Origin of the sequence: Halorubrum sp. Ea1, assembly GCF_002252965.1 — an archaeon.
In the GTDB taxonomy this organism is placed as follows: domain Archaea; phylum Halobacteriota; class Halobacteria; order Halobacteriales; family Haloferacaceae; genus Halorubrum.
Genome location: NZ_NHPG01000059.1, coordinates 1 through 23,968, shown reverse-complemented (window position 1 = coordinate 23,968; position 23,968 = coordinate 1). Strand labels below are relative to the sequence as shown.

Sequence of the window (23,968 nt, the reverse complement as noted above, 5' to 3'; positions counted from 1 at the left end):
GCGGCTCTCTCCGTTCGCTACCTCACAGCGACGTGAACGGCAGCGTCGCGAGCGAGTCGGGACCGTAGTCGAGCGCGTCGGCTTGGGACGTTCCCTCCGGCGTCGCCAGGTCGATCACTCGCGGCGCGTTGTCGACTGCGCCGTCGCGCGCGCCGCCGAAGACGAACGCCTCGGGATCAATCGACACCGCTCGCAAGCTTCCTCGGTCTTCTGACCCGACGATCGGCAGCACCTCCCAGTCCGAGAGGTCGGCGCCGCCGACCACCGACTTCGGTATCGAGACCACTGCCGTGTTCGACTCGAAGCTGGCGAACACCTCCGGCGTGCCGAGGCCCTGTCCGTCGGCGTCGGTGATCCCTCTGCCGAAGCCGCTCGCGTCGACCCGGTACTGCCACGGATCGGCGAACTGAGCCGTGAGGTCGAGGTCGCCGAGCGCACTCGTTCGTCCGCCGTTCGCCTCGGGATCGCGGAGGTATACGAGGAAGTAATGCGGCGAGAAGTCGCCGCCGAACGTGTCGTACAGATTCTCGACCTCAAAGGCGAACCGGTACTCGTCCTCCGTCTCCAAGACGCGGAACGAACGCAGGTCAAACGCGCCCTCCTCGAAATCATCGCCGGTGGGATAGACGTACTCGCCGGGCCCGTTGTCGTCGCCCTGCGGATCGCTGATCTCGGCGACGATATCGCCGGGTGCGACGGTGACGCTCCCCGATGCCAGCTCGTCCCCACCGTCCGGCTCTCGGACGACGATATCGAACGTGCCGATCCGCGAGATCCGGAAGCCGATCTCGACCGTCTCGTCCGTCGCGTTCGGCGGGAGCCGGACGTTGCCGAGCGCCTCCACCTCGTCGTCGACGAGTATCTCGACGTTCGTCCCGCCGACGAAGCCGGCGTCGTTGGAGCCGGTCGCGGTGATGAACGCTTCGTTGAGGTCGGCCTCGTCCGCGATATCGACGGTCAAGTCCTGCTCCGGCCGCTCGTACTCGGGGAGCCGGTTGATCTCGGCTCCCCGCGCCGGGCGTAGCCTGACGGCCGTTCCGCCGCTCGGGGCCGTCGACGCGAGCAGCGTCGTCTCGGGGTCGACGACCGCCTCGTCGATCCGGACGCCCGTCGGGTCGGCGTCGACGCCGGCACCGAGCGCGTCGGAGTGGATCTCGGCGACGTACTTCGGACCGCTTCGACCGTTGCCGTTCCCGCGTCCGTTGCCGTTCTCGCGGCCGGGCGCCTCGCCCGACTTCCCGGGAGCGAGGAACTCCAGCGGGACGTCCACGGCTCGGCCGTCGCCGTTCGTCATGACGCCGACGTACCACTCCTCGTCCGCCCGGCGCGCGATCGCGAGGTAGTCCCCGATCGCGGAGCCGACGACGCGGGTCTCGTCCCAGCCGGCCGCCGGGACCGACTCGATGAACCCGAACTCCGGTTCGGCGTCGAAGTTCTCCGCGTCGGGGGTGTACCCCTCGTACTCGGCCGGAATCGGGGAGGAGGCCCCCGGCTCGGTGACCGCGACGGCGTTGAGGTTGAAGCCGCCCACGTCGCCGGTGAACCCCTCTTCCCCCTCGGCGTAGTCGAGCTCGATCGCGATCTCGTTGTCGCCCGCGTCGAGCTCGACTTCGGTCGCGAACAGGTCCCAGTCGTCCCAGTAGTCGGTGAAGTCGGGCTCGATCGTCTCGGTCTCCCCGTTGACGCGCAGAGTCGCCCGCGGCGCGCCGGCGTCGACGACGCGTCCCGCGTTCTCCTCGGGCGCGCTCGCGTACCGGAGGCGGAGGTCGTACGTCCCGGCCGCGGGGACGTCGCTGACCGTGAACGAGACCGACGACCCGCTCGGGGCGCGGTTCGGGTCGACGGCGACGAAGTTGGTCCCGAACGCGTTCCGCCACGAGTCGTCGGTGACGAGGCCGTCGATAGCGCCGGCGGCGGCCTGGAGCGCCTCGCCGACCGCGAACGTCTCGTCGACGTACCCCTCGATCCGGTCGGCGGCCATCTGGAGCCCGCTGAGGTACGTCGGGTACATCGCGAGCTGCTTCGCGCGGGTGGTCTGGATCTGGTCGCCGCGGTCGTCGCCGAAGGTGAGATCGAAGATGCCCGGCTGGAAGCTCACCGGACCGGCGAGGTTCCGCGTGAACGGGAGCGTGACGTGGTGATCGCGGCCGACGTTCGAGCCGAGCTGGCCGAAGCCGTCGTACTCTTGGGCCTTGACGACCTCGCGGTTCGCCACGTTCGGGTAGGTGCGGATCTCGCCGGTCGGCTTGATCCCCTCGTGGATCTCCAGCAGCTGGCGGCCCGCGGCGGCCTCGCGGATCACCAGCCGGTGATGGTTCACCGCGAGCTGGTTGTGCTGGTTGTGCGTCGGCTCGGAGCCGTCGCCGTCGATGCCGAGCCCCGGGTCGGAGACGTAGCCGTTCTTGATCGAGTTGATGCCGACCTCGTCGTACCCCGCGAAGACGTCCTCGTCGAGGATCGCCCCCTCGTAGTTCGGGAGGTTCCCGGCGGTCTCGTTGTGGATCGTCATCTCGACGGGCTCCGGAAGCGACGCGCCGAAGTCGGTCACCTCCCGCACGTCGAAGTCCGGGTACGAGTCGTCGACGCCGAACCCGAAGCCGGAGCCGTCGCCCGGATAGGTGCTCCATCCCTCGTTCCATCCCTCGACGAGCACGCTGTCGATCCCGTTCTCGCTCGCGAACCGCATGTACCGCTTCATCCGCTCGGTCCGGGCGCCGTGCGTGTAGGCGGCCGGGTTCCCGCCCCCGGCCGCGATCGCCTCGTCGGTCCTGTACTCCCAGTTGGCCGACCCGGCGATCATCGTCCACCAGATGCCGACGTACTTGCGCGGCTCGATCCAGTCGGTGTCGGGCTCCCCGCCGGCGGTCGGGAGCGCCGACTCGTCGAGCGGGTCGGAGAGCAGGGGGACGAGCTGCGACTCGATCAGTCCGCCCGGTCGCTCGACGACCTGCATCGTCCGCCAGGGCGTCGCCGCGGGCAGTTCGAGCGAGGCCTTCGTCCCGTCGGGGAGGGGCGTCAGCGCCGTGGCGAACTCGGTCCCCCCGTCGTCGTCGCGGGGCGCGAGCGTCGCCGCGGCGTAGTCGTTGAGGTTCGCCTCGTGGACGCTCAGGTAGGCGTCGCCGGCGTCGACGGTCAGGGGCGTGTGCGCGCCGGTCCGGATCGGCGTCCCGGTCGGCCGCGTCTCGCGGGTCCCGCCCGGAATCTCCGAGAGCGGCGTCTCGGCGTACTCCTGCTCGAACCGCGGGTTCGTCACCTCGTTTCGGATCCACCACGCGTCGTAGTCGTCCGCGAACGCGACGCCGGTGTTCTCCGACTCGACCACCGCCCGCTCGGCGTTGCTCGCGAATCCCTCGCCGAGGACGACCCGGAGCCCGAGCCCGTCGTCGAAGACGCGGACCTGCAGGGTGGCGGCTCGGCCGTCCACCGCCCCGTCCGCGCCGGGGCCGTTGCCGCCCTCCGCGTCCCCGTCCGTGAGCCCGATGTGCAGGGCGTTGTACTCCGCGGATACCTCCTCGAACGCGCCCCACACCGGCTCCCACCGCTCGGTGGCCGCCTCGCGCTCGGTGCCCGTGACGGTCAGGGGGACGGCTCCCCCGTCGGCCGCGCTCGACGCGCCGAACGAGGCCTGATTCCGGAAGTCGAACCCGAGCGGCGACGGCTCGACGTACGTCGTCCCGCCGCGAGCGACCTCGTAGGTCGGGACGCCGTCGGCGACGTCGACGGTCACCGCGATCGATCCGTCCGGCGACTCGACCGTCTGGACCGGTCCGTCGGCGTCGTTCGCGACCGCCTCGGCGTCCGCGGCGGGCACCTCTCGCGAGTACGCGGCCGCGGCCACCAGCGCCCCCACGCCGCCGAGAAATCCGCGACGGCTCGTCTTTCCAAATTTGTGCTGTGATTCTTTTTCGCGCATTGTGATCTCGCCATGAACGCGATGTTTGTTAATGATATTGTAACGAACGAGAGGTGTTTCATCCGTACGCATTCGAGTAAAAAATACGCGAACCAACGCGTTCGGACCCGGCGTCGAGTCGAGGGCGGCGACGGCTCGTCGGCTACAGGGCGTTCTCTAACGCGGACGCGACGCTCCGCGCCTTCTCCGCCAGCGGCTCCGGCACGTCACCGGCCGCCTCCGCCTCCCGCAGCTCGTCGTCGTCGACGCGCTCGACCCGACCGCCCGGGTGCTTCACCACGTCGACGTGGAGGTCAACGTAGCGGGCGGCGTCGGGGAACACCTCGACCGGGGTGCAGACGTTGACGTAGGTGCCGCGAACCGTCCCGTCGCGCCCGCGGTACGTGGTCGGGTACCACCACCGGCCCTCCTTCAGGCTCGTCTCGGCGACGTCGCCCGCCTCGCGAGGGGTGCCGAGCCCGTCGTAGCTGCCGCCCCCGGTCATCTCGCGCTCGACCGCGACCGACCCGTCGGCGTCGACTCCGGTCACCGTCGCCTCGCCGAGGGTGATCAGCCTCCCGTCCGGCTTCCCGTGTTCGAGCCGGAGTGCGTCGCCCTCGCTCGGACCGAACGCGTCGGTCACGACGCCGAACGGGAACTCGGCGTCCGGGTCCGGATCGCAGAGCGCCTCCGCGAGGTCGACGCCGGCCGAGGCGTCGGCCGACCCCGCCTTCACCCGGTGGTGTCCCGGCATCGTCGACGTCGCCTCGCGGCGCCGGTCGTCGAGCGCGAACCGGCTCTCGCGGCCGAACCACACCCAGACGCCCGCGTTCGGCAACGCGATCGGCTCGTCGCGGAGGAGGCCGGGGTCGTCGAGGACGCCGATCCCGCCGGCGGCGTCGACCGCCTCGTCGAGCCCCTCCGCGGCCGCGACGGCGCGCTCCAGCCCGGCCTCCAGCGTCTCCGTCCCCGCGTCGACCGCGGGGGGCTTCCAGACGGCCCGCCAGCCGTCCGGCGGCTCCAGTCCGAGGAGGTCGAGCATCCCCGAGAGCTCCCGCGCGGCCTCGTCGTTCCGGACGTCGACCCTGGTGCCCGACCCCGGTTCGAGCGCGACGAGCCCGCCGCCGGCGCGCAGCGAGCCGTCCAGCCCCGGACGGCGGTCCGTCCACGGCGCCGCGGACTCGTCGACCCGCACCCGGACCGGGTCGCCGGTCTCGACGCGGTCGTCGACGCTCCCGTACGGGAGGTACCCCTCGGCGGTGGCGTCGTCGCCGCCGCCGACCCGGAGCCGCACCACCGCCCCGCCGCCGAGCGTCTCGGTGACCTCGCCGTCGAGGACGGTCCCGGGCGGCGTCGGGTCGGTCCACGCGAGCGCGTCGCGTCCGACGCCCGCCAGCCGCTCCCGGAGCCCGGCCACGGTCTCGGGATCGCCGCGGACGCCGACGCCCTGTCGGTCTCCCGTCGTCTCGATCCGGACGTCCGGCGGCGCGTCCCCGAAGTCCGCGTCGAATCGCCGCCGGATCGGCGGCGACGCGTCGACGACCTCGTGGCCCGCGTCGAGCAGGAGTCGCGTCAGCGCGGTGGCGTAGACGCCCCGGACGCGGACGGCCGCGGTCACAGCTCCTCCGGGTCGCGGGCGAACCGGACCCGATCGTGGACCGTCTCGCCGAGCGAGAGCTCGACGAGGACGGGGCGCTCGCCGCCCTCGTCGGCGGCGTCCTCGTTGCCGTCGCCGCCCTCGCCGTCCCCGTCCGCCTCCGCCGTCCGCAACACCCGCCCGCCCTCGACCGGCGCGCCCCACCCGTCGAGCGAGAGGTAGCCGCGGAGGTCGCTCCCGTGGGTGAACAGGTCGACGTCCGCGGTCGGGTGCTCCTGCCGGTCGGCGGTGCTGTGGGCCAGTTCCATGTCCGAGTAGTACGGGCAGTCGGCGGCGAAGAACGCCCGCAGGCGGTCGGCGTCCTCGGCGACCAGCCCGGCGACGCGGTCGGAGGCGTCCGCGATCGCGTCCGCGTCGAGCCCCGCCTCGCGGAGCGCTCGCTGCGTCCGTCGGTCGAAGTGCATACCGGCCCTTCGGGCGCCGCGGTTTCAACTCCATCGGCTCGGCGCGGGGCGGGTCCCGCCGGAGGACGACTCCCGATCGGCCGCGGTCCGGCCACGGCTTAAGTCATCCCGGGCCGAACCAGGGCGTATGCCATCCCGGTCGGACCCGGTCCAGTCGCGCGCCGACGACGACCGCGACCTCTACGATGTCGCCACGTGGGAGGAGCGCACCTCTCTCGACGGGCTCTCGGTCGCGCTGTACTGGCTCATCACCCGCTCCGCGAAGGCGCTCGTCGTGTTCGTCGCGCTTCTGGGGCTCCTCGCCATCCTCGGGTCGTTCGGCCTCGGGCTGGTCTTCGACCCCGCCGTCGCCATGCTCGTCGGGCTCTCGGCGATCCCGGCGTTCGGGCTCGCCGCGTACGTGTACGTCTCCGACGTCACGACCGCGGAGCCGCTCTCCCTGCTCGTGGCGACGTTCCTGCTGTCTATCCTGACGGCGACGTTCGCCGCGGTGCTCAACAGCTACGCGCAGCCGCTCTTCTCCCCGCTCGGCTTCCCCGGGATCGTCCTCTTCTTCTTCGTCATCGTCGGTCCCGTCGAGGAGACGGTGAAGCTGCTCGCCGTCCGGCTGTACGCGTACACTGACGACCGGTTCGACGCCGTCGTCGACGGCGCGGTGTACGGGGCGATCGCCGGCCTCGGCTTCGTCGTCATCGAGAACCTCGTGTACATCGCCCGGACGGTCGAGATGTCGGAGCTGACGCTGGGGCTCGCCGTCCTCGGCGCGGGCGACGGGATCACGGCGCTGCGAGCGCTCGCGGGGCCGGGCCACGTCGTCTACTCGGCGTTCGCGGGGTACTACCTCGGGCTCGCGAAGTTCAACCCCGAGAACCGCGGCCCGATCGTGGTGAAGGGGCTCGTCATCGCGGCCGCGATCCACGGGCTGTACAACACCCTCGTCGGCCCGGTGACCTCGGTGATCCCCGCGCTCACTCCCATCCCGCGGCTCCCGGCGCTGTTCCTCTTCGTCCTCCTGTTCCAGGGCGCGTTCGGCTACGTCCTCCTCCGGAAGATCTGGCGCTACCGGGACGCGTACGTGGAGACGCGCGACGCGGTCGGCCCGGACGTCGAACCGGAGCTCACGGAGTTCGAGGATTGACGACGGCCGTTTTTAAAACAGATCACTCCGGCGGCGACTCCACGCGCGACCGGTCGCCCGTGCCGCCGGTGAGCGCGCTCGCGAGCGCCCCCTTCACGACGACCTCGTCGCCGAGGTCGGTGAGCTTGACCTCCGGGACGTTGATGAACACCATGTCGGAGAGCTTCTCTCGGATCGGGTCGAGCACCCGGTCCGGGTTGTTGAGCGCGACCGCGCCGCCCACGCTCACGACGAGCGGGGCGTACGCGTGGATCACGTTGGCGACGCCCATGGCGTTCCAGTGGGCCACCTGGTCGATCACGTGGTCGGCGAAGACGTCCTCGCCCGCCGCCTCGAACACGTCGACCGCGGAGAAGTCCGGGTCCTCGACGGGGAGCGACGTCTCGATCGGGTCCTCGGCGTGGAGTTCGCGGGCGTACTTCGGGATGTTGTTTCCGGAGCAGTACCCCTCCCAGTGCCCGTCGAGCCCGCACCCGCAGGTCATGAACCCGTGCGGATCGACGGTCATGTGGCCCACCTCGCCGGCGTTCCCGTCCCACCCCGAGAGCACGTTGCCGTCGACGGCGACCCCGGCGCCGATCCCCGAGGAGATCGTGAGGTACACCATGTCGTCCGGGTTGCGCTCGGCGTGGAACCGCTCGCCGATGACGCCGGCGACGGTGTCGTTGTGGAGGTGGACCTCGTCGGTGCCGAGGAGCTGCGAGACGGGCCCGACGAGCGGGATGCGCTCGACCGTGTCCGGGAGGTTCGCCGGCCCCTGGACGACCCCGGCCGCCAGGTCGAGGGGGCCGATCGAGCCGATCCCGGCCGCGACGACCTCGGTCGGGTCGATCTCGGCGGCCGCGCACGCCCCCCGGACGACGCTCAGCACGGCCTCGGTCACGGCGATCCCGTTCGGACCGCGAGGGGTCCCCTGCGCGTCCGATCCGAGGACCGTCGCGGTGCCGTCGCCGACGACCGCCCGGACGTTCGTCGCCCCCAGGTCGACGCCCACGTAATACATCGGCTAGAACGGCGGACCGGTGTCACTTAAGCGGGACGCTTCCCGAGGCGGTTCGTCCCGTTCGGCGCGCGGTGAGGGCGGCGAGGTGTCGCCCTGACCGGCGCGCGGAGACGGGTCGGTCACTCAGGCGGCGACTTCCCGCACGAAGGTCACCGGGCACGGCGCCGAGAGGATGACCTCCTGAGCGACGCTGCCGAAGACGGCCTTCCCGGTCGGCGACCGGCGCCGCCCGCCGACCACCACGCGGTCGGCCTTGACGGCCGAGGCCGCCTCGACGACCTCGTCGGCGTGATCGCCGACCGCGCCGCGGATCGTGTACGAGACGCCGGCCTCGTCGAGCGCCTTCGCGAGCGCACGCGTCGTGGTGTGCCGCTCCGCGACCGCGTTCGGCGTCGACCCCTCGCTCGTCGGGTTGACCCCGAGCTTCGACCGGACTCCGTCGAACTCCTCGTCCGAGAACACGTGGGTCAACACGATTTCCGCCCCCGCGGGCTCGGCGACCGCGATGGCCTCCTTCGCGAGCTGCTCTGTTTGTTCCTCGTCTTCGGTTCCGACCGCTAGTAGCACCGTTTCTATGCTCATACCTCCCTTTCGCCGCCCGCCCGGATAAAGCTGTCGAAGTTTTAACTCAGTTCTGAATTAATTTTCTTACGATCGATCCTTACGTTTCTCCCTTGCCTCCGCGTCGTCCTCAGCCGGCGTTCCGGCCGCGTCCGCCTCGGGCGGCTCCGGTTCGCCCGGCGGATCGACGAACAACGGTTCGCCGGTCGGGCGGCCGTAGTCGACGATCCAGTACCGACCGCGGTACGCGCCGACGTTCTCCGGCTTGAGCTCGTCGAAGTGAAAGCGGTCGCGGTGCGGCGCCAGCGCCCTCCGAACGCGGTCGAGCGCCTCCTCGCGGACCGGCTCCTCTGGGGGGACCTCCGCCCGCGGCATGACGATCCAGTCGCCGTCGGGGTCGCCGTCGAGGACGGGCAGGAACGGGTGCGACTCGACCGCCGACCAGATCCGTCGCTCTCGTCGGTTCTGCGGGCGCCCGTCGCCCATCTCCGCCGAGGGACCGTACCGCGCCAGCTTCGCGACGAGCGGATCCCCGTGGGTCGGCTCCGGAGTTCCGTCGGTCGGCTTCGGAGTTCCGTCGGTCGGCTTCGGAGTTCCGTCGGTCGGCTTCGGAGTTCCGTCGGTCGGCTTCGGAGTTCCGTCGGTCGGCTTGGCATCCCCGTCGGACGTCCTCGGGTCCCCGCCGATCGATCCGGGAATCCCGACGGCGACGCGACCCGTGCCGACCCCGACGACGTCCGCCGTCGACGTCGCCCCCGACGCGGTCGCCTCCGCCGCCGCTCCCGCCTCGCGGAGCCGCTCCAGCTCCGCGGTCAGTTCGTCGAGCGCCTCGCGCTCGCCCGGCGCGAGCTCGTGGAAGTACGTGCGCGCCTCCCCCGCCGGCCACGACCACGTCCGGCCCGCGTACTCCCACTCCGTCTCCTCGACGGCGACTCGCTCGAGCGCGTTCCGGCGGGCCGCTCGCAGGCGACGGGCCGCGGTCGACAGCCGGTCGGCGACCGCCGGCGGGATCGGGTCCTGTCGCATTCGGTCACAGTACCCGGTCCGCGGTCAATAGGTTGTCGTCCACGAGACTCCGCCGCGCCTCGCCACGACCGCGCCGCCTCGGCGCCGCCTCGGCGCCGCATCGGCTGCCGAGCGTTTATGTATCGCCTCCGACTCCTTCGCCTATGCCCCGGTGTACCTTCGACGCCGACGAGGTCTCCGTCCCCGGCGACCTCGCCGACGACTGGCGCTGCCCGCGAACGGCCGTCGAGGGAGGCGATCACTGCGCGTTCCACGACCCCGACGCGCTCTCGAACGGGGACGCCGCCGGCGAGCTGCTCGAATCCCTCTCTGCGACGCCCGAGGCCGACCTGTTCGCGATTGACCTCGGCGAGCGGCGCTTCGCCCGCGAGCGGAAGCGGTTCGTCGGAGCCCGCCTCTCGGCGCTCGACCTCTCCGACGAGCTGATCGAGCGCGGCGACACACACCCGCTCGACCTCCGCGGCGCTCGAATCGGTGCGCTCGACTGTCACGACGCGCGGATCGAGGCGGACTTCGACCTCGGTGGGTCGCGGATCGGGACCGTCGACGCGACCGACTGCGTCGTCGACGGCGACTGCTCGCTTCGCGAGTCCGCGCTCGGCCCGGCGACGCACCCCGACGCGCGGGTCGACCCGGACGCCGACGGCCTGTGGATCGGGGCCGTCGACGCGGCGGAGCGACCCACCGACGGCGGCCCCCCGGTCGGTGACGCCGCCTCCACACCGGTGCGGTTCGACGACGCGCGCGTCGGCGGGCGCCTCGTGCTCACCGACGCGGTCGTGAACGGCGACGTCGAGGCGACGGAGTGCGTCGTCGACGGCCGGTTCGAGTTCAAGCGCGGCGCGGTCGAGGGGCGGCTCTACTGCCCGGGACTCACGCTCCGGGGTGAGCGCCACCACGCGAACACCTCCGAGCTCACGCTCCGACTCACCGAGGTGCGCTCGCACGTCGTGCTCGAACACCTCCGGAGCCGGGGGGCGCTCCTGCTGAACGACCTCCACGTCGGGGGCGACCTCCGGCTCGACGCCGTCGACCTCGACGACTCGCTCTGGCTCGGCGCCGTCGATGACGAGTCGACGACGCTCGGCCCCGCGATCGTCGCCGGGAACCTCTCGGTCCGGAACGGCCGGATCGGCGGCGACGCCGACCTCGCGGAGGCGCGGACGGGCACCCTTCCCGGTCCGGTCGTCGACGGCTGCCTCGACCTCTCGGGCACGACCGTCGCGGGCGCGTTGACCTGCACGCCGCGGCTTGCCGACACGACGTTCCCGGTTGCGCGGCTGCGCCGTGTGACCGTCGGCGCCGGCTCGCTCTCGCAGCCGACAGCGAGCGGTCCCGTCGGGTACGACCTCCGGAACGCCACGCTCGGCGACGTCCGACTCGGGACGAACGGCGGGTCCACCGACCGCCTCCACCTCGTCGAGACGACGTTCGACGGCTTCGTCTTCGGACGGAACCGCGACGCCTTCGAGGCGGCCGACTGGCGGATCCACGAGGTCCCGGAGACCGTCGACGGCGACGGCACCGGCTACCGCGGGCTCGCGACGGCCACCGTCGCCGCCGACGCGATGGCGCTCGCGGACGACCTCCTCGCGGCGGCCGCGACGTTCGAGGGGTTCCGGGACGCCCTCTCAGCCGCCGATCCGGTCGACGCGGTCGCGACCCTCGTCGGGGCCCGTGTCGACTTCGCCGCGATCGCCGGAGAGGCCGAGTCGTCCCGCGAATCCGCCCTCCCGGAACCGTTCGACGACCGAGAGAGCGACCGGGTGGGCCTCGTTCGCGGCCTCGCGGCGGTCGCCTCGGACGGCGGGGACGCGGTGAGCCCCGCGCCGACCGCCGTCGTCGCCCTCCGCGACCCCGACGTCCGCGCCGCGCTCGGCCGGGTCGACCCCGACGCATACCCCGCGCACGACCCGGGGAAGGCGGCCGCGCGCGGCGAGTTACAGAGCGCGATCGCCCCGGTGATCGCCGACGTCGACGCGGAGGTCCCCGACGCCGAGACGCTGGTCACCACCTACGTGCTCGCGCGCAACGGCGCGAACCGCGTCGGCGACACGAACGCGGCCTCTCGGTTCTTCCGGAACGAGATGCTCCAGCGTCGACGGGTCCACCGGAAAGAGGCCCGCGCCCGCGGGCCGCCACGGAAGCGCCTCGCCGCCGCGTCCGATTACGTCTCGAACGCGCTGTTCGACCTCAGCTCCGGCTACGGCGAACGCCCCGGCCGAGTGCTCACCTTCTCCGGGAGCGTCGTGTTCGTCTTCGCGGGGGCGTTCGCCGTGCTGCTCCCCGAACCTCCGTACGGGGGCGTCCTCGGGTACGGGCTGTTGAGCTTGGAGTCGTTCGTCGCGCTGATCCTCGGCGGCGGCACGGAGCAGTCCGACTTGGCCGTCCGGCTCGCCGCCACCCTGGAGGGGTTCGTCGGCGCGTTCCTCATCGCGCTGTTCGTCTTCGCGCTGACGCGGTCGCTCGAACGCTGACTGGGACGCGGCTCCGACGACGAAAGGCCCTTGATACGAGACGCCGAGAGTGAACCGTGAGCACGCTGTTCGTCAGACACGGGACGACCGAGTGGAACGAGGCGGGTCGGATCCAGGGGTGGGCGCCCGTCGGGCTCTCCGACGCCGGACGCGAGGAGGCCGCGGCGGTCGCCGACGCCCTCGTTGAGCGCCACGCGGTCGACGCGGTCGTCGCCTCGGACCTCGCGCGGACCGTGGCGACCGCCGAGCCGATCGCCGCGGCGGCCGGGGTCGAACTCGAGACCGACCCGCGGCTCCGCGAGCGCGACTTCGGCGTGTTTCAAGGCCTCTCTTCCGGCTCCTTCTTCGAGCGCTTCCCCGCGTTCGACCTGCTGGAGAACGGACGGGCCGCGGCCGAGCGCGAGCCGGAGAGCGGCGAGAGCTGGCTCTCCGTCCGCGACCGCGTTCTCGACGCGGTCGCGGATCTGCGCGCCCGCGAGGGGACCGTCGTCGCCGTCACGCACGTGAACCCGATCCGGCTCGTCGTCGGCGAGCGCAGAGACCTCTCGGTGGTGCGGTCGCTCACGGAGCTGTCGGCCGACAACTGCTCGGTCACCGAGATCGACGACGCGGGCGCGCTCGTCGGCACGAACGACCGATCGTATAAATAGCGGCGGGGGCCCGGGCTCGACTCAGTAGTCGGGCGCGTCGTCCTCGACCTCGCGCTTCAGCGAGTCGCGGCGGGACTTCGCGTCGCGGCCAGTCGCCTCCAGCAGGAACTCGTTTTTCGCGTCGACCGCGTCGGCGGCGGCGTCGGCGTTCCCCTCGGCGATGACGTCCTCGGCGGGCCGCTCCTCGAAGTGGACCGCGAGCTTGTCCTTCTTTCCACCGTACTCGGCGGCACCGGCCACGATTCGTTCGAAAACGGGATTGTCGGGGTCTTCGACCACGTACAGCTCGTGGTCCTGCCACTCCTCTGTGTCGGAGACCTCGCCGAAGTAGTCCTCGATGGAGCCCTTCAGGTCGGGCATGCGATCGTCCAGATGCTCGCCGCGGCGCATCTTGTACTCCTTCATGCCGCGACCGTTCGACAGGGGGGCGTAAACCAGTTTCGTCACGGGGTGTTCAGGCCGTTACGAGACCCCTCCGGCGCCGATCAGATCGGCCGCTCGGTGACGTAGCCGCGCTTGCACTCGGGGCAGATGTCGCCCGCGCGCATGGAGTTGCCGTCGGCGTCCCGGGTCATCCCGCACTCGGGGCAGTGGTACTCCGTCGTCGTCTCCGAGGTCGACGTCGAGAGGTCCGGGGTCTCCGCGCGGGTGATCCCCGTTCCGGCGTCGACCGGCTCCGCCTCCTCGCCCCGCGGTTCGATCGTGCCGCCGACCTCGTCCGCGTCGCGCTCCGACGCCTCGACGTACTCCGCGTCTCCGTCTCCGTCCGCCGACTCGGCCGCCTCGGGGGTGAGACCGCCCCCGAACTCCACGCCGCCGGCGTCGCCGTCGCCGACCTCCGCGCTGAACCCCTCGTCCTCCCCGCGCTGTTCGGGCCACGCCGTCGTCGACGGCTCCGGCTCGTCCGCCTCGTCGACCTCCGGCCACGCCCCGCGCTCGCGGTCGGCCGCCGGCTCGTCCGCCTCGTCGAGGATCACGCCGTCGTCGGTCGCCGCGTCCCGCTCGTCGCCCTCCGTCGACTCCGCGGTCTCGACCTCGGGGTACTCCGCGTACTCGTCGCCGCCCCCCAGCGAGCCCGCCTCGTCGTCCGGGCCCGATTCGAGGAGCTCCGCGTCCTCGTCGTCCGCGGGCGCGTCTCCCTCGTCGTCCGCGTCCGCGGCACCGTCTTCGGGTCTGTCGTCGGCCGCCGCGGCCGGTCCGTCGTCGATGATCACGGCGTCGTCGACGTCGTCGGTCGCGTCGACCGTCGGGCCCGCCTCGCCCGCCCCGTCGTCCGTCGCCGCGGCGTCCATCGAGACGGCGTCCGTTCCGACGACGTCCGGCCCGACGCCGCCCGTCGCGCCGCGGTCGTCGTCGACGCCCGGGGTCGCCCCGGCCCCCGCCGTTTCGGCGCCCGCGACGGCCTCGTCGGTCAGTTGCTCCATCGTCGTGACCTCGGTGTTCTCGCTCACGACCTGCGTCTCACCGCAGCGAGCGCAGGTCTTCACCTCGGTGACGGTCGTGACGACCTCGTTCCCGTCCTCCTCGCGCTCGCGCCGTAGTTCGGGCTCGTCGAAGTCGTGCCCGAGCAGACACCTGAGTCCCATTATGTCCGTCCTGCGGTGCCGAGGGTAAAAAACGCCCCGTCCGGCGTCTGACGCCCGGCGTACGCCCGTCTCGTCGGGCGGCCGTTTCGAACCGCGGTCCCGCGCGGGACGCTATCCCCGACCGCAGTACATAGACTCTTTGTGGATCGGTCGCGTACCTTCGGACATGCCGACCGTATCCTATCAGGGAGAGGAGATCGAGTGCGAGAAAGGCGCCGTGTTACGCGACGTGCTGAAGGAGGCCGGACTCTCCGTGTACAACGGCAAGATGAAACAGCTCAACTGCCGGGGCGCGGGGTCGTGCGGGTCCTGTGCGGTCCAGGTCGACGGCGAGGTGAGCGAACCCGGCAAGAAGGAGAAGGCCCGCCTCTGGTTCCCGCCGCACCACCCGAGCCACGACGTCCGACTCGCCTGTCAGACGAAGGTCGAGGGAGACGTTGAGGTGACGAAGGGCCGCGGGCTCTTCGGGCAGCACATCTGAGTCGGCCGTCTCCGGCCGTTGTACGCCGATACTTCGACGCCACCGCTCGCCGTCACCGGCCGAACCGATCGGCGGCGGCGACGCTCGGTGTCGTGATAAGTACCCGCGTCGGACGTGAGTCCGGAGCGGGCAAAAGTCTCGTTGTCGCGTGTCAGAGCCGTGTTCGGCGTCAGCCGGACCGACCCGCCTTATCGGATCGGCTTACTGCCGAACGACGTTGGACGCGCGCGGCCCCTTGGGCGAGGACTCGATGTCGAACTCGAGCTCCTGGCCCTCTTCGAGGTCCGGCCCTTCGACGTCTTCCATGTGGAAGAACACGTCGTCGTCAGCGTCGTCAGTCTCAATAAATCCGTAGCCGCCAGTGTCGTTGAAGAAATCAACCTTTCCGGTCGCCATTGCATCCTAGCGGACGCCCCGTTCGGGCATAAGGATTGCGAGTGTACAGTTACCACGGGTGAAGCCGAACAATTGTTGTCGTTGTGGGCTATTTTTGAGGCGATCGGTGCCCGCGCTCTGGGACTTATCGCGTCACACCGACCGATCCGTCGGTTATCCGGATCCGGCCGCCGGCGGAGGGACGTTTATGTTCGCCCGCCGCGATCGGCGTGTCGTGTTTCGATCGCTCAGGGAGAACGGACCGGCGTTGCTCGTCCCCGCCGCTTGGACCGTCGTCGCCGCGACGGCGCTCGACGTCGTCTCGACGCGCGCCCTGTTCGTCGCCCACGTCGTCATGAGCGTCCTGCTCGTCGCGTTCGTGATCGCCTCGTGGCGCGACATGGCGAGCGGCGTGCTCCGGGCGTGGAAGCTCGTGATCCTCGCCGGCACGCCCGCGACGCTCGCTGGCCTCGCGGGATTCCTCGCGCTCGGCGGCACCGGGACCTCCCCGACCGCCCTGTTGGCCGTCTCGCTGTACGGGTGGGCGCTCCTCCCCGCGGTCGGGTTCGCGTACACCGGTCGCCGCGTCGAGGCCGGCGCGCGGATTTACGACACCGGCGTCGCCTGCTGCGTCGCCGGCGCGGTCGCGGTCGCGGCCGCGCCCTCGGCGACGTGGACCGCGGTCGGGATCGCGATCGTCGGACTCGGACAGACCGCCGGCATCCTCGACGCCACGCTGCGGTACTGACCCGTCGCCATCGCGGCCGCCGCGGCCACCGCGACCTTGTCACATGAGATCACCCCACAATATCTATGTCTCCGGCCCGTAGGGTCCGCGTGATCGACCTCGGCCCGGTGTACCTCGCGGTCGTGGGGACGCTGCTGCTCGTCGCGTTAGGGCTCGGGTTCCGCGTGCTCCGCGGGATCGTCCGCGAGGGGCGCGACCGCCGGGCCCGTCGGCGGGCCGGCGAGATGGAGAAGTACACGGAAGACGAGGAGTACGGTCGGCGGCCGTCGGCCGGTTCGGAGGGCGACCGCGCGGCGGTCGAGGAGCGAGACGACTCGAACGGACCGGCCGCGACCTGCCCGAACTGCGGCGCGGCCAACGAGTCGGGATTCGACTACTGCCGTCGCTGTACGACGCCGCTTCGACCCGGGCCCTAGCCCGTCGGCTCCGTCGCCCCTCCCGCCTCGACCTCTGCGTCGCCCTCGGGCTCCGACTCCGGGAGCGCGTGCCACCACGCCCACAGCACTAGCACGGCCTGAAACGGGAGTCTCGCCCACGCGGCCGCCCGCGAGACCCCGGCGAACCGGTCGGGAACGAGATCGGCCGCGACGTCGTCGGTCGCCATGTAGACGTTCGCCGGGAAGACGGCGACCAGCAGCGCGACGATCCCCCACGCCGACGCCCGCCGCGTCCGGTCGAACTGCAGTCCGATCCCGAGGGCGAGCTCCGCGATCCCGGAGCAGTAGACGAGCGCTCGCGGTCGCGGGAACTCGGGCGGGACGGCCCGGGCGAACGAGTCCGGCGCGAGGAAGTGGGTCATACCCGCGACGGCGTATATCGTTCCCATCACGCGGCGGAGGCGGCGCTTCCGTCTCGCGAGCGGGCCGGTGCGGTCGTCGGTGCCGTCGGCGTCGACGTCGTCTCTCACCCGAGCGGATACCGACGGGCGACTAATGAGCGTTCCCCCGGCTTCGACCGATCCGTTTTCCCGACGGTTCGCCCTCCTCACGGGTTTGGAACATGCCGCCTCCCCGATTTGAACACCGGAAGACATCGCTCCGCTCGTCTTCCGAGCCCCCGCTCGCTGCGCTCGCGGGGACGGAGGACAGCTCGATCTTTAGTCGGCGCTTCCGAACTTAGTTCCCACAAAAACAATGCCGCCTCCCCGATTTGAACTCGCCGAGACGCTCGCCCTCGCCCCGCTCGGGCTCGCGACTCGTCTGCTCAAATCGGGTCGGGAACATTTTCACTGCTCACGGTTCAGTCGCTTCGCTCCCTCACGAGTTCGCAGGAAAATGCCGCCTCCCCGATTTGAACGGGGGACAGCTCGATCTTCAGTCGAGTGCTCTCCCAGTCTGAGCTAAGGCGGCTCGCACTCGGACCAACGCCGATTCGAGACAAAAGGATTTCGAAAGGCGGCGGTCCGATCGCCCCGCCGCCTCGGAGCGCGCGACTCGGCCCGCTCCAGAGCGCGCCGACATCGAGCCGAGGCTCCTCGCGCCGACCGCGAACGCCTCCTTCAATCCTCTCGCGGTTGCGTTCGCTTACTTCAAACCACCGTCCGTTGACGCGATAAAACCGCGGCAATCAACTTTAATTCGGGCCTAATATTCTCGGTTTTTACACCCGCCCCGGACCAACGCCGAACTGCGATGAGCCGACACACTCGACGTTCGGTCGTGAAGCTCGCAGGCGCATCGATCGCGGCCGCTGCTGTCCCCGCCGTCGCGTCGGCCGAGGAGACCTCGACCTCCGACTGGACCGTCGCCGAGACGCCGGTCGACGGGACCCTCCACGACGTCCGGTACACGGCGACGAACCCGCACGCGGTCGGCGCGGGCGGCGTCCTGATCGAGCGGACGGCGGCCGGCTGGGAGACGGTGTTCCGCGGCGGGCCCACGGGCAACGGCAACGGGCTGTACGGCGCCGCCGTCACCGACGACGGCGAGCGGCTCTGGTTCGTCGGCAACAGCGGCGCCGTCGGCGAGTACGACGTGACGACCGAGAACCTGATCGACCGGTCCAAGCCGACGGGCGCCTCCAACCAGTTCAACTCCGTCGCCGTCACGGGTCCCGCGGGCGACGCGGACGTGTACGTCGTCGACGACTCCGGGCTGGTGTACTACAGCTTCGACAACGGCGAGGAGGGTACCTGGAACCACCTCACGCCCGGTTCCGGCTCCGGGATCCCCGCCGTCGAGTGCTACGGCGCCCGCGCGGGAACCCTGATCGACACGAACGGCACGGTGTTCGGCACCGACGACGGCCCGACGTGGGAGGCGTTCGGCATAGAGAACGCCGACACGACCTTCGCCGGCCTCGACGCCGACGCCCCCGACGACGCGACCGTGGTCGGCGGCGGCGGATCCCTCTACGTCTACGACGGCGTCGAGTGGCGGTCGGACCGGATCGCAGAGGCCGGTCTCAAAGACGTGGTCACGAGCGACGCCGGCGGCGTCGCGGTCGGCGGAAGCGGCACCGTCGTCGGGCGCGATGACGGCGCCTGGGGCGTCGTCGACACGCCCTCCGGACAGAACCTCCGCGCCGTCGCGGCGTTCGACGGCGCCCGCGACTACGCCGTCGGCGCCAGCGGAACGGTGCTGGAGCGGTAAGGGTTCCTCTCGGTGACTCGACTCTCAGAAGGGTCACCGAACCATGTGTCTGTCTATACTGGCCACATCTTTTCTAACAGGTAATCCTCTGCAAAATTGATCCGACTATCCTCTTTTTCGGGCGGATCTATTCGCAGAGAGACAGAATCCCCGAACGAATCATCTGACACGAGATACCACTCTTCTTTTTCAGGATTCTTGAGCGAATAATAATCGGCATTATCGCCGCTCGCGTTGAACCGGAGTAGCCCGTTCTCGATCCACGCTGGTTCGACGCAGATTCGGAAGTCCAACTGCTTACTGTGGACCTCTGCCGTCTTTTTATCGCTGCACTCCACGCGGCTGTACGACACTTGCCCCTCTCGCAGTCTACTGATGAACTGGGACAGCTCCGGCGTCGGATCCGTCTGCGAAGTCCCGACGACTACTGGTGGCCAGTTGTTCCCGAACTCGTACTCATCTACTGGATTCGATCTGGTCCCTCGCGTATTCTCGCTGTCTACCCGGAAAGAGATTGATTCATTAAACTCATCAGTATGTACAGACAGCAAATCGTCCAAGCCATCGCAGTATACGAGAAGGTACTCTGCGGAATTACTCGGCGTGAACCGGACCCGGCCATTCACGATCCATCCGGTTTCGACTCCGATCCGATGTGTTTCACCGTCTGTGTCCACGAACAACAGATTCCGGCTGTCCTCTCTGATCGGATCAATATACACCGAACCCTCTACGCTCTCAAGCGCATCGATAGCTGCAGAGACCGCTGAGTCACCCTCGTTGTGGCCGTCGGGTGGCCACTGGTGATCGAGCCGATAGTCATCAGCCCAATTGATCTGACTGGTCTTTCGAGTAGGCGTGTCGATGCGCAAGTGCATCGAGGTACCAACTTCCTCTGAATCGATAAAATAGGTCTCCTCTGTTTCGTCGCAGTATACGAGAAAGCAGTCGACATCGTCGCCGTACTCCTTGTACACATGCCCGGACGAATTCGTGTGTTGACTTACTCCTTTGAATCGAATTACCCCGTCTTTCAATCGCCCCGTTTTGATCTGTCCGCGCAGCAGACCGCCGTCTGGTTTTTCCAAGATAACGTCGTATCTTTCGTTGTCGCCTACCGGCGTTGATACGCTAATATTGCGCTTCTTCAGTTCCGTAATGACGATTTCTTCGGTGAGATCGCCTTGCCTGTGTGATTCCATATCTGCCGTGATTCGGTATCTCTTTTGAAAGTCATGGCACTTACATTTGTGTATTTGCAAACTATGCCGATCGAACAGCGCCAAACAATTACCAGATTGGTGCGTAAACTGAGTGTGGCCCGAACACGCGCTCTCCTCACCGAAACCGAACGCGAACATCTCAGATCGGAGACGGCCGGCTCGAACCAGTATCAAGCTGTGTCTCGAATTCGGAACCGAATACACGAAGAACTCCAGACCGATCTAGCGGTTCTCGAAAAACACCATCCAGAGCTGTATAAGGAGCTTGCGCAGATCGTCTGTGACGGCGAAGAGTAGTAGATGGGGCCGCTGAGAGTCGAACTCAGGTCCACTGCACCCAAGGCAGCGAGGATACCACTACCCCACGGCCCCGTACCTGCACATACCCGCATCGGCCGGTAAAGCGTTTCGTTGCGCGGTCAAGGCTGTTCTCAACCGCGGCCGCCCCGCGACGGCCTGCCGCTTCACTCCTCGTCGTCGCGCAGTTCGAGGTCGGCGACGATCTGGTAGGGGTCGGTCCCCTTCCGGATCGCGTCGAGGATGAAGAACGCCTCGTCGGGCGCGAGGAAGTGCCTCGTGACGCCGCGGCCCAGCGGCGTCGGATCGAAGCCGTCGATGAACTCCCACTCCAGCAGCTTCCCGATCGCGTGTTTCGTCGGCACCTCGCCGATCATCCGGTCGTTGAGCCGCTTGGCCTTCTTGCCGGCGACGACGACGTTCGCCAGCGTCTCCTCGACGGCGGCGGCCTCGTCGTAGTGGGTCGCCACGTCCTCCATCTCCCCTTTCAGCAGGGTGAACGCGACCTCGTCTTCGGTGCGGTCCATGGAGTTGTGGTAGACGCCGTCGGGCTCGACGAGGAGGTAGACGCGCCCGCGGTCGTGGTAGTCCGGCCGCCCGGCGCGCCCGAGCATCTGGGAGAACTCCTGGACGGAGAGCCACTCGATCCCCATCGCCAGCGAGTCGAAGATCACCTGCGAGGCGGGGAAGTCGACGCCGGCGGCCAGCGCCGCGGTGGTGACGACCGCCGAGAGGTCCTGGTTCCCGAACTGGCGTTCGACCTGCTTCCGGCGTTTGTAGTCGAGGCCGGCGTGGTACGGCGCGGAGTCGTATCGGAGCTTCCGGCTGATCTCGTGGCAGCGCCGCCGGGAGTTCGTGAAGACGATCGTCTGTCCGCGGTACCCCTTCGACGACTTCGTGTCGAACTCCCGCTTCACGAGCTTGTCGGCGATCTGCGCCTTCTCACGGCTGTCCGCGAAGGTGACGTGCCGCTCGATGGGAACGGGGCGCTCCTCGTACTCGATGAGGGTCGCCCGGAGCTTCTCGGCGAGCCACTCCGGGTTCCCGACCGTCGCGGAGAGGTAGACGAACTGCGTGCCGCCGTATCCCGAGTGCGTCTCCATCCGATTCTCGCTGTAGTACTTCAGCCGGGAGATGAGGCCGTCGAGCCGGTGGCCGCGCTCGCCCTCCTTCAGCGTGTGGACCTCGTCGATGACGACGGTGCCGACGTCGCCGAGGTCCTTCCCCGTCCGGAGCGCGTGGTCGATCCCCTCGTAGGTGCCGACGATCACGTCGGCGTTCGGGTCGAAGCGGTTGCCGTCGTCGTTCACCCGGGAGGAGCCGACGCGGATCGAGACGTTGAGCCGGTCGCCGTAGCGGTCCCTGAAGTCCTCGTGCTTCTGGTTGGCGAGCGCGACGAGCGGGACTAAAAAGAGGAGCTTCCCCTCCCCCTTCAGCGCTCGGTCGATCCCGGTCAGCTCGCCGACCAGCGTCTTCCCCGTCGCGGTCGCGCTCACGACGAGCTGGTCGTCCCCCTCGAGGAGGCCGTTTCGGACGGAGAGGCTCTGGACCGGGAGCAGCTCCTCGAACCGGCCTTGGAGGTGCGCGGAGAGGTCCGAGTGGAGATCGAGGTCCTCGGTGCGCACGGGACTCACGTCGTCGACGTTGGCGGAGACCTCGTCGTACTTGGTGAGGTCGGGGTCGAGCCCGCCCTGCAGGAGGTTGACGATCCGATCGAGGTCGCCGGACTCGTAGAGTAGCTCCTCCAACCGCTCCTCGGCGGCGCCCGTGAACTCGCCTTTATACGAGAGCTCCCGTTCGAGCTCTCTGCGGGCGCAGTCGCGGCAGATCAGCTCGTCGTTGTGTTCGACCGCGGTCTCGCTCGTGATCGGTCCGTATCGCCCGTCGTTCGCGCAGCGACGGCAGGTCCGGACGGCCATCGCCTCCAGCTGGTAGCCGTCGAGCATCGCCTCCAGCCGCGCTCGGTTCTCCGGCGACGTCTGCTCGGAGATACGGATCCGGTCGGCCGCGCGGGCGAGGTCGACGAACTCGTCCGGACGGCGGGGGTGGTCCTCGCCGTCGCGGATCACGCGGAACTTCCCCGGGCGCGGGCCCGCGGAGGTCTCCTTGAGTTCGAGCCGCCCGCGGAGCACCCTGTTCCCGTCCCGGTTCGCGACGACGGTGTAGTCGCTCCGCGCCTCGTGGAGGAACAGCGTCTCGACCTCGGCCAACTGCTGTGACACTGGCCGTCGATACGCGAGGAAGGTATTTCAGGAGTTCGGCTCGCCGTGCGGCGGCTCTCGCGTCACCGCGTCCGGCCGCACGGCTCGGGGCGTGAGAACCGCGCTTCGAAAAAGGCCGGCGGGGTTACGAGACGAGGAGCTTCTCGCCGCGGTCGACCGTGATCCGGCACGGGGGCGAGAGCTTGTTGTACGCGCGCCGGAACGCCTCCTTCACGACGGACGCCTGCTCGACGTCGCAGTAGGCGGTGAAGACGATGTCGTCCGCGTTCAGGCGGGCGGCCGTCCCGACCGGCTTGCCGAACGCCTGCCGCATCCCGTCGGAGACGCGGTCCGCGCCGGCGCCGGTCGCCTGCTTGTTCTCCCGGATGACTTGGTGGGGAAACTTGCGGAGGGTCATCTTGTAGTTGCCCTCGCCGAGCTCCTTGATCAGGTGACGGTTCGCCGAGAGGCGCGCGCTCTCGAGCGAGCCGTGGCGGATCTGGAGCTCCTCCTCGACGCGGAGGCTGATCTGGACGGGGTAGTCGTCCGGCTCAGCGGAGAGGTCGCCCATGTTGTGCTGAGCGATCTTCGATCCGGGGATCCCGGTGATGTATTCGCGGCGGGTGTACGACGGCTTGTCGATCGTCCGATACATAGAGGCGGGTTTGTCAGACATGGCTACTTGCCCGATGTAGCCCGCGCTGCGGCGATAAACCCTTCGATACCGCGGCGTCGTCGGTTCGTTTCACGGCGCTCGCCGCCTCACTCCTCGGGCGTCGGTTCGAGCGCGACGTGATCGAACCCCCGGTCCGCCAGCCGCTCGGCGGCCCGGTCCGTGACCGAGGGCGCGACGAGGACTCCACGGACGAGGGTCCCGCCGTCGCCGTCGCCGAGCGCGTCGCCGTCGCCGAGCGCGTCGCCGTCGGCGTCCGCCGCCCCCAACTCCTCGCGGAGCGCCCGCACGTACCGCGCGAGCTGGCCGACAGCGTCCGGGCCGACCCGCCGGCGCTTCAGCTCGACGACGACCGGGTTGCCGTCGCCGTCGACGCCGAACACGTCCATCGGGCCGGCGCTGGAGGGGCGCTCGGTCGCCTTCGGCTCGAACCCCGGTTCGACGAGTTCGGGGCGCTCCAGGATCCGGGTCCGGAGGTCCTCCTCGCTGCCGTGGAGCGCGAGGTCGCGCCCGCCGGTGACCGCCATCGCGGAGAGCTGGTGGACCCGGTCGAAGCGGACCGTGAGCGTCTCGTCGGGGTTGGTGCGCGTCGAACGCACCCGGAGCCGCCCCTCGCGGACCGCGGCGTGGTGCTCGGATCCCGGGGGCTGCCAGTTCACGGGCTGGTGTCCCTCGTCGGTGTGCACGAGAGCGGCCCCGTCGGGCTTCAACACGAGCAGGCGGTCGCCGGCGCCGAGGTCGGACGCGGCGCGGCCCTCGTAACTGACCGTGCAGCGCCCGAAGACGCTGATCAGGTCGCCGCGCTCGAAGGCGTCCTCCAACTCCCAGAGGGCCTCGCGGTGGCTCGGGTCGTGGACGCTCGTGACTGTCACTACTACTCGTACGTGGTTGTCGCTCAAAAAGGAAGCGCGGTCGACTGTTTATAAATGATCGGGGATGGATCGGCGGAGAACGCCTCCAAAGCCCCAGCCGCGAAGGCGGGCGC

At 69.6% G+C, this 23,968-nt stretch carries 22 protein-coding genes and 2 tRNA genes; 8 read left to right on the top strand and 16 right to left on the bottom strand.

Features of this window, described 5'->3' with window-relative positions:
* Positions 1 to 22 precede the first annotated feature (22 nt).
* From DJ73_RS08300 to DJ73_RS08290, 3 genes are all read right to left on the bottom strand, one after another.
* A complete protein-coding gene (locus DJ73_RS08300; protein WP_176451104.1) occupies positions 23 to 3,913 on the bottom strand; it encodes a glycoside hydrolase family 97 catalytic domain-containing protein in 3,891 nt (1,296 codons plus the stop codon).
* Positions 3,914 to 4,055: 142 nt separating this feature from the next.
* On the bottom strand, positions 4,056 to 5,510 hold the full coding sequence (locus DJ73_RS08295) for a DUF402 domain-containing protein (protein WP_094557758.1): 1,455 nt from the start codon (positions 5,508 to 5,510) through the stop codon (positions 4,056 to 4,058).
* Positions 5,507 to 5,953: a hypothetical protein gene (locus DJ73_RS08290; protein WP_094557757.1), complete on the bottom strand. Its 447-nt coding sequence runs from the start codon at positions 5,951 to 5,953 to the stop codon at positions 5,507 to 5,509. The genes DJ73_RS08295 and DJ73_RS08290 overlap by 4 nt, the downstream gene beginning before the upstream one ends.
* A gap of 127 nt (positions 5,954 to 6,080) precedes the next feature.
* Here DJ73_RS08290 and DJ73_RS08285 point away from each other — a divergent pair, with 127 nt between their 5' ends.
* On the top strand, positions 6,081 to 7,091 hold the full coding sequence (locus tag DJ73_RS08285; RefSeq protein ID WP_094524084.1) for a PrsW family intramembrane metalloprotease: 1,011 nt from the start codon (positions 6,081 to 6,083) through the stop codon (positions 7,089 to 7,091).
* Positions 7,092 to 7,113: 22 nt separating this feature from the next.
* Here DJ73_RS08285 and DJ73_RS08280 read toward each other — a convergent pair whose 3' ends face one another.
* The 3 genes from DJ73_RS08280 to DJ73_RS20595 form a co-directional block, all read right to left on the bottom strand.
* Positions 7,114 to 8,094, bottom strand: a complete 981-nt coding sequence (locus DJ73_RS08280; RefSeq protein ID WP_094557756.1) for an ROK family protein — start codon at positions 8,092 to 8,094, stop codon at positions 7,114 to 7,116.
* A 123-nt stretch (positions 8,095 to 8,217) separates the two neighbouring features.
* Positions 8,218 to 8,676 (bottom strand): universal stress protein, encoded by a 459-nt coding sequence (locus tag DJ73_RS08275; RefSeq protein ID WP_094524082.1) that lies wholly within the window; start codon positions 8,674 to 8,676, stop codon positions 8,218 to 8,220.
* 66 nt (positions 8,677 to 8,742) lie between these two features.
* Positions 8,743 to 9,681 carry a hypothetical protein gene (locus tag DJ73_RS20595; protein WP_217900433.1) on the bottom strand — a complete coding sequence of 313 codons (939 nt, stop codon included), beginning with the start codon at positions 9,679 to 9,681 and terminating at the stop codon, positions 8,743 to 8,745.
* A 143-nt stretch (positions 9,682 to 9,824) separates the two neighbouring features.
* Between DJ73_RS20595 and DJ73_RS08265 the strand changes: the two genes are divergently transcribed.
* Positions 9,825 to 12,158, top strand: coding sequence for a hypothetical protein (locus DJ73_RS08265; protein WP_094524080.1), 2,334 nt, complete (start codon positions 9,825 to 9,827; stop codon positions 12,156 to 12,158).
* Positions 12,159 to 12,214: 56 nt separating this feature from the next.
* A complete protein-coding gene (locus tag DJ73_RS08260) occupies positions 12,215 to 12,808 on the top strand; it encodes a histidine phosphatase family protein (protein WP_094524079.1) in 594 nt (197 codons plus the stop codon).
* A 21-nt stretch (positions 12,809 to 12,829) separates the two neighbouring features.
* Here DJ73_RS08260 and DJ73_RS08255 read toward each other — a convergent pair whose 3' ends face one another.
* Together DJ73_RS08255 and DJ73_RS08250 are read right to left on the bottom strand one after the other, a co-directional pair.
* Positions 12,830 to 13,213 (bottom strand): DUF5611 family protein, encoded by a 384-nt coding sequence (locus DJ73_RS08255; protein ID WP_094557755.1) that lies wholly within the window; start codon positions 13,211 to 13,213, stop codon positions 12,830 to 12,832.
* Positions 13,214 to 13,293: 80 nt separating this feature from the next.
* Complete coding sequence (locus DJ73_RS08250) at positions 13,294 to 14,394, bottom strand: hypothetical protein (RefSeq protein WP_094557754.1); 1,101 nt, start codon at positions 14,392 to 14,394, stop codon at positions 13,294 to 13,296.
* A 166-nt stretch (positions 14,395 to 14,560) separates the two neighbouring features.
* On the opposite strand from DJ73_RS08250, the gene DJ73_RS08245 reads away from it, so the two are divergent.
* Positions 14,561 to 14,875 (top strand): 2Fe-2S iron-sulfur cluster-binding protein, encoded by a 315-nt coding sequence (locus tag DJ73_RS08245; RefSeq protein ID WP_094524076.1) that lies wholly within the window; start codon positions 14,561 to 14,563, stop codon positions 14,873 to 14,875.
* A gap of 201 nt (positions 14,876 to 15,076) precedes the next feature.
* On the opposite strand, the gene DJ73_RS08240 is transcribed toward DJ73_RS08245, so the two are convergent.
* Positions 15,077 to 15,271, bottom strand: coding sequence for a cold-shock protein (locus tag DJ73_RS08240; RefSeq protein ID WP_004048101.1), 195 nt, complete (start codon positions 15,269 to 15,271; stop codon positions 15,077 to 15,079).
* Between the two features lie 187 nt (positions 15,272 to 15,458).
* Here DJ73_RS08240 and DJ73_RS08235 point away from each other — a divergent pair, with 187 nt between their 5' ends.
* Together DJ73_RS08235 and DJ73_RS08230 are read left to right on the top strand one after the other, a co-directional pair.
* The gene (locus tag DJ73_RS08235) at positions 15,459 to 15,998 is read left to right on the top strand and encodes a hypothetical protein (RefSeq protein ID WP_176451103.1); all 540 of its coding nucleotides are present in this window, start codon (positions 15,459 to 15,461) and stop codon (positions 15,996 to 15,998) included.
* 65 nt (positions 15,999 to 16,063) lie between these two features.
* Entirely contained in the window at positions 16,064 to 16,414 is a 351-nt protein-coding gene (locus tag DJ73_RS08230; RefSeq protein ID WP_394338323.1) for a zinc ribbon domain-containing protein, read from the top strand.
* Here DJ73_RS08230 and DJ73_RS08225 read toward each other — a convergent pair.
* Together DJ73_RS08225 and DJ73_RS08220 are read right to left on the bottom strand one after the other, a co-directional pair.
* Positions 16,411 to 16,905 (bottom strand): DoxX family membrane protein, encoded by a 495-nt coding sequence (locus DJ73_RS08225; RefSeq protein ID WP_394338278.1) that lies wholly within the window; start codon positions 16,903 to 16,905, stop codon positions 16,411 to 16,413. The two genes, DJ73_RS08230 and DJ73_RS08225, sit on opposite strands and share 4 nt — an antisense overlap.
* Positions 16,906 to 17,273: 368 nt before the next feature.
* Positions 17,274 to 17,347: transfer RNA gene (locus tag DJ73_RS08220), tRNA-Phe, on the bottom strand.
* 282 nt (positions 17,348 to 17,629) lie between these two features.
* Between DJ73_RS08220 and DJ73_RS20250 the strand changes: the two genes are divergently transcribed.
* The gene (locus DJ73_RS20250) at positions 17,630 to 18,589 is read left to right on the top strand and encodes a hypothetical protein (protein ID WP_094557752.1); all 960 of its coding nucleotides are present in this window, start codon (positions 17,630 to 17,632) and stop codon (positions 18,587 to 18,589) included.
* A 53-nt stretch (positions 18,590 to 18,642) separates the two neighbouring features.
* On the opposite strand, the gene DJ73_RS08210 is transcribed toward DJ73_RS20250, so the two are convergent.
* A complete protein-coding gene (locus DJ73_RS08210) occupies positions 18,643 to 19,791 on the bottom strand; it encodes a group I intron-associated PD-(D/E)XK endonuclease (protein WP_141212927.1) in 1,149 nt (382 codons plus the stop codon).
* 114 nt (positions 19,792 to 19,905) lie between these two features.
* On the opposite strand from DJ73_RS08210, the gene DJ73_RS08205 reads away from it, so the two are divergent.
* A complete protein-coding gene (locus DJ73_RS08205; RefSeq protein WP_094557762.1) occupies positions 19,906 to 20,109 on the top strand; it encodes a hypothetical protein in 204 nt (67 codons plus the stop codon).
* A 4-nt stretch (positions 20,110 to 20,113) separates the two neighbouring features.
* Here DJ73_RS08205 and DJ73_RS08200 read toward each other — a convergent pair.
* The 4 genes from DJ73_RS08200 to nucS form a co-directional block, all read right to left on the bottom strand.
* Positions 20,114 to 20,184: transfer RNA gene (locus DJ73_RS08200), tRNA-Pro, on the bottom strand.
* A 92-nt stretch (positions 20,185 to 20,276) separates the two neighbouring features.
* On the bottom strand, positions 20,277 to 22,331 hold the full coding sequence (locus DJ73_RS08195; RefSeq protein ID WP_094557750.1) for a DEAD/DEAH box helicase: 2,055 nt from the start codon (positions 22,329 to 22,331) through the stop codon (positions 20,277 to 20,279).
* A 124-nt stretch (positions 22,332 to 22,455) separates the two neighbouring features.
* Positions 22,456 to 22,986, bottom strand: a complete 531-nt coding sequence (locus tag DJ73_RS08190; RefSeq protein ID WP_094524631.1) for a 50S ribosomal protein L16 — start codon at positions 22,984 to 22,986, stop codon at positions 22,456 to 22,458.
* Between the two features lie 86 nt (positions 22,987 to 23,072).
* A complete protein-coding gene (gene nucS / locus DJ73_RS08185) occupies positions 23,073 to 23,855 on the bottom strand; it encodes an endonuclease NucS (protein WP_094557749.1) in 783 nt (260 codons plus the stop codon).
* Positions 23,856 to 23,968: the final 113 nt, after the last annotated feature.

What these genes read in the sequence shown, in the direction of transcription:
- DJ73_RS08245 (WP_094524076.1), top strand. Translation starts at nt 14,561, where the DNA reads ATGCCGACCGTATCCTATCAGGGAGAGGAGATCGAGTGCGAGAAAGGC.
- DJ73_RS08250 (WP_094557754.1), bottom strand. Translation starts at nt 14,394, where the DNA reads ATGGGACTCAGGTGTCTGCTCGGGCACGACTTCGACGAGCCCGAACTA.
- DJ73_RS08210 (WP_141212927.1), bottom strand. Translation starts at nt 19,791, where the DNA reads ATGGAATCACACAGGCAAGGCGATCTCACCGAAGAAATCGTCATTACG.
- DJ73_RS08290 (WP_094557757.1), bottom strand. Translation starts at nt 5,953, where the DNA reads ATGCACTTCGACCGACGGACGCAGCGAGCGCTCCGCGAGGCGGGGCTC.
- DJ73_RS08275 (WP_094524082.1), bottom strand. Translation starts at nt 8,676, where the DNA reads ATGAGCATAGAAACGGTGCTACTAGCGGTCGGAACCGAAGACGAGGAA.
- DJ73_RS20595 (WP_217900433.1), bottom strand. Translation starts at nt 9,681, where the DNA reads ATGCGACAGGACCCGATCCCGCCGGCGGTCGCCGACCGGCTGTCGACC.
- DJ73_RS20250 (WP_094557752.1), top strand. Translation starts at nt 17,630, where the DNA reads ATGAGCCGACACACTCGACGTTCGGTCGTGAAGCTCGCAGGCGCATCG.
- DJ73_RS08190 (WP_094524631.1), bottom strand. Translation starts at nt 22,986, where the DNA reads ATGTCTGACAAACCCGCCTCTATGTATCGGACGATCGACAAGCCGTCG.
- DJ73_RS08240 (WP_004048101.1), bottom strand. Translation starts at nt 15,271, where the DNA reads ATGGCGACCGGAAAGGTTGATTTCTTCAACGACACTGGCGGCTACGGA.
- DJ73_RS08235 (WP_176451103.1), top strand. Translation starts at nt 15,459, where the DNA reads ATGTTCGCCCGCCGCGATCGGCGTGTCGTGTTTCGATCGCTCAGGGAG.
- DJ73_RS08280 (WP_094557756.1), bottom strand. Translation starts at nt 8,094, where the DNA reads ATGTATTACGTGGGCGTCGACCTGGGGGCGACGAACGTCCGGGCGGTC.
- DJ73_RS08265 (WP_094524080.1), top strand. Translation starts at nt 9,825, where the DNA reads ATGCCCCGGTGTACCTTCGACGCCGACGAGGTCTCCGTCCCCGGCGAC.
- DJ73_RS08300 (WP_176451104.1), bottom strand. Translation starts at nt 3,913, where the DNA reads ATGCGCGAAAAAGAATCACAGCACAAATTTGGAAAGACGAGCCGTCGC.
- DJ73_RS08255 (WP_094557755.1), bottom strand. Translation starts at nt 13,213, where the DNA reads ATGAAGGAGTACAAGATGCGCCGCGGCGAGCATCTGGACGATCGCATG.
- DJ73_RS08285 (WP_094524084.1), top strand. Translation starts at nt 6,081, where the DNA reads ATGCCATCCCGGTCGGACCCGGTCCAGTCGCGCGCCGACGACGACCGC.
- DJ73_RS08230 (WP_394338323.1), top strand. Translation starts at nt 16,064, where the DNA reads ATGTCTCCGGCCCGTAGGGTCCGCGTGATCGACCTCGGCCCGGTGTAC.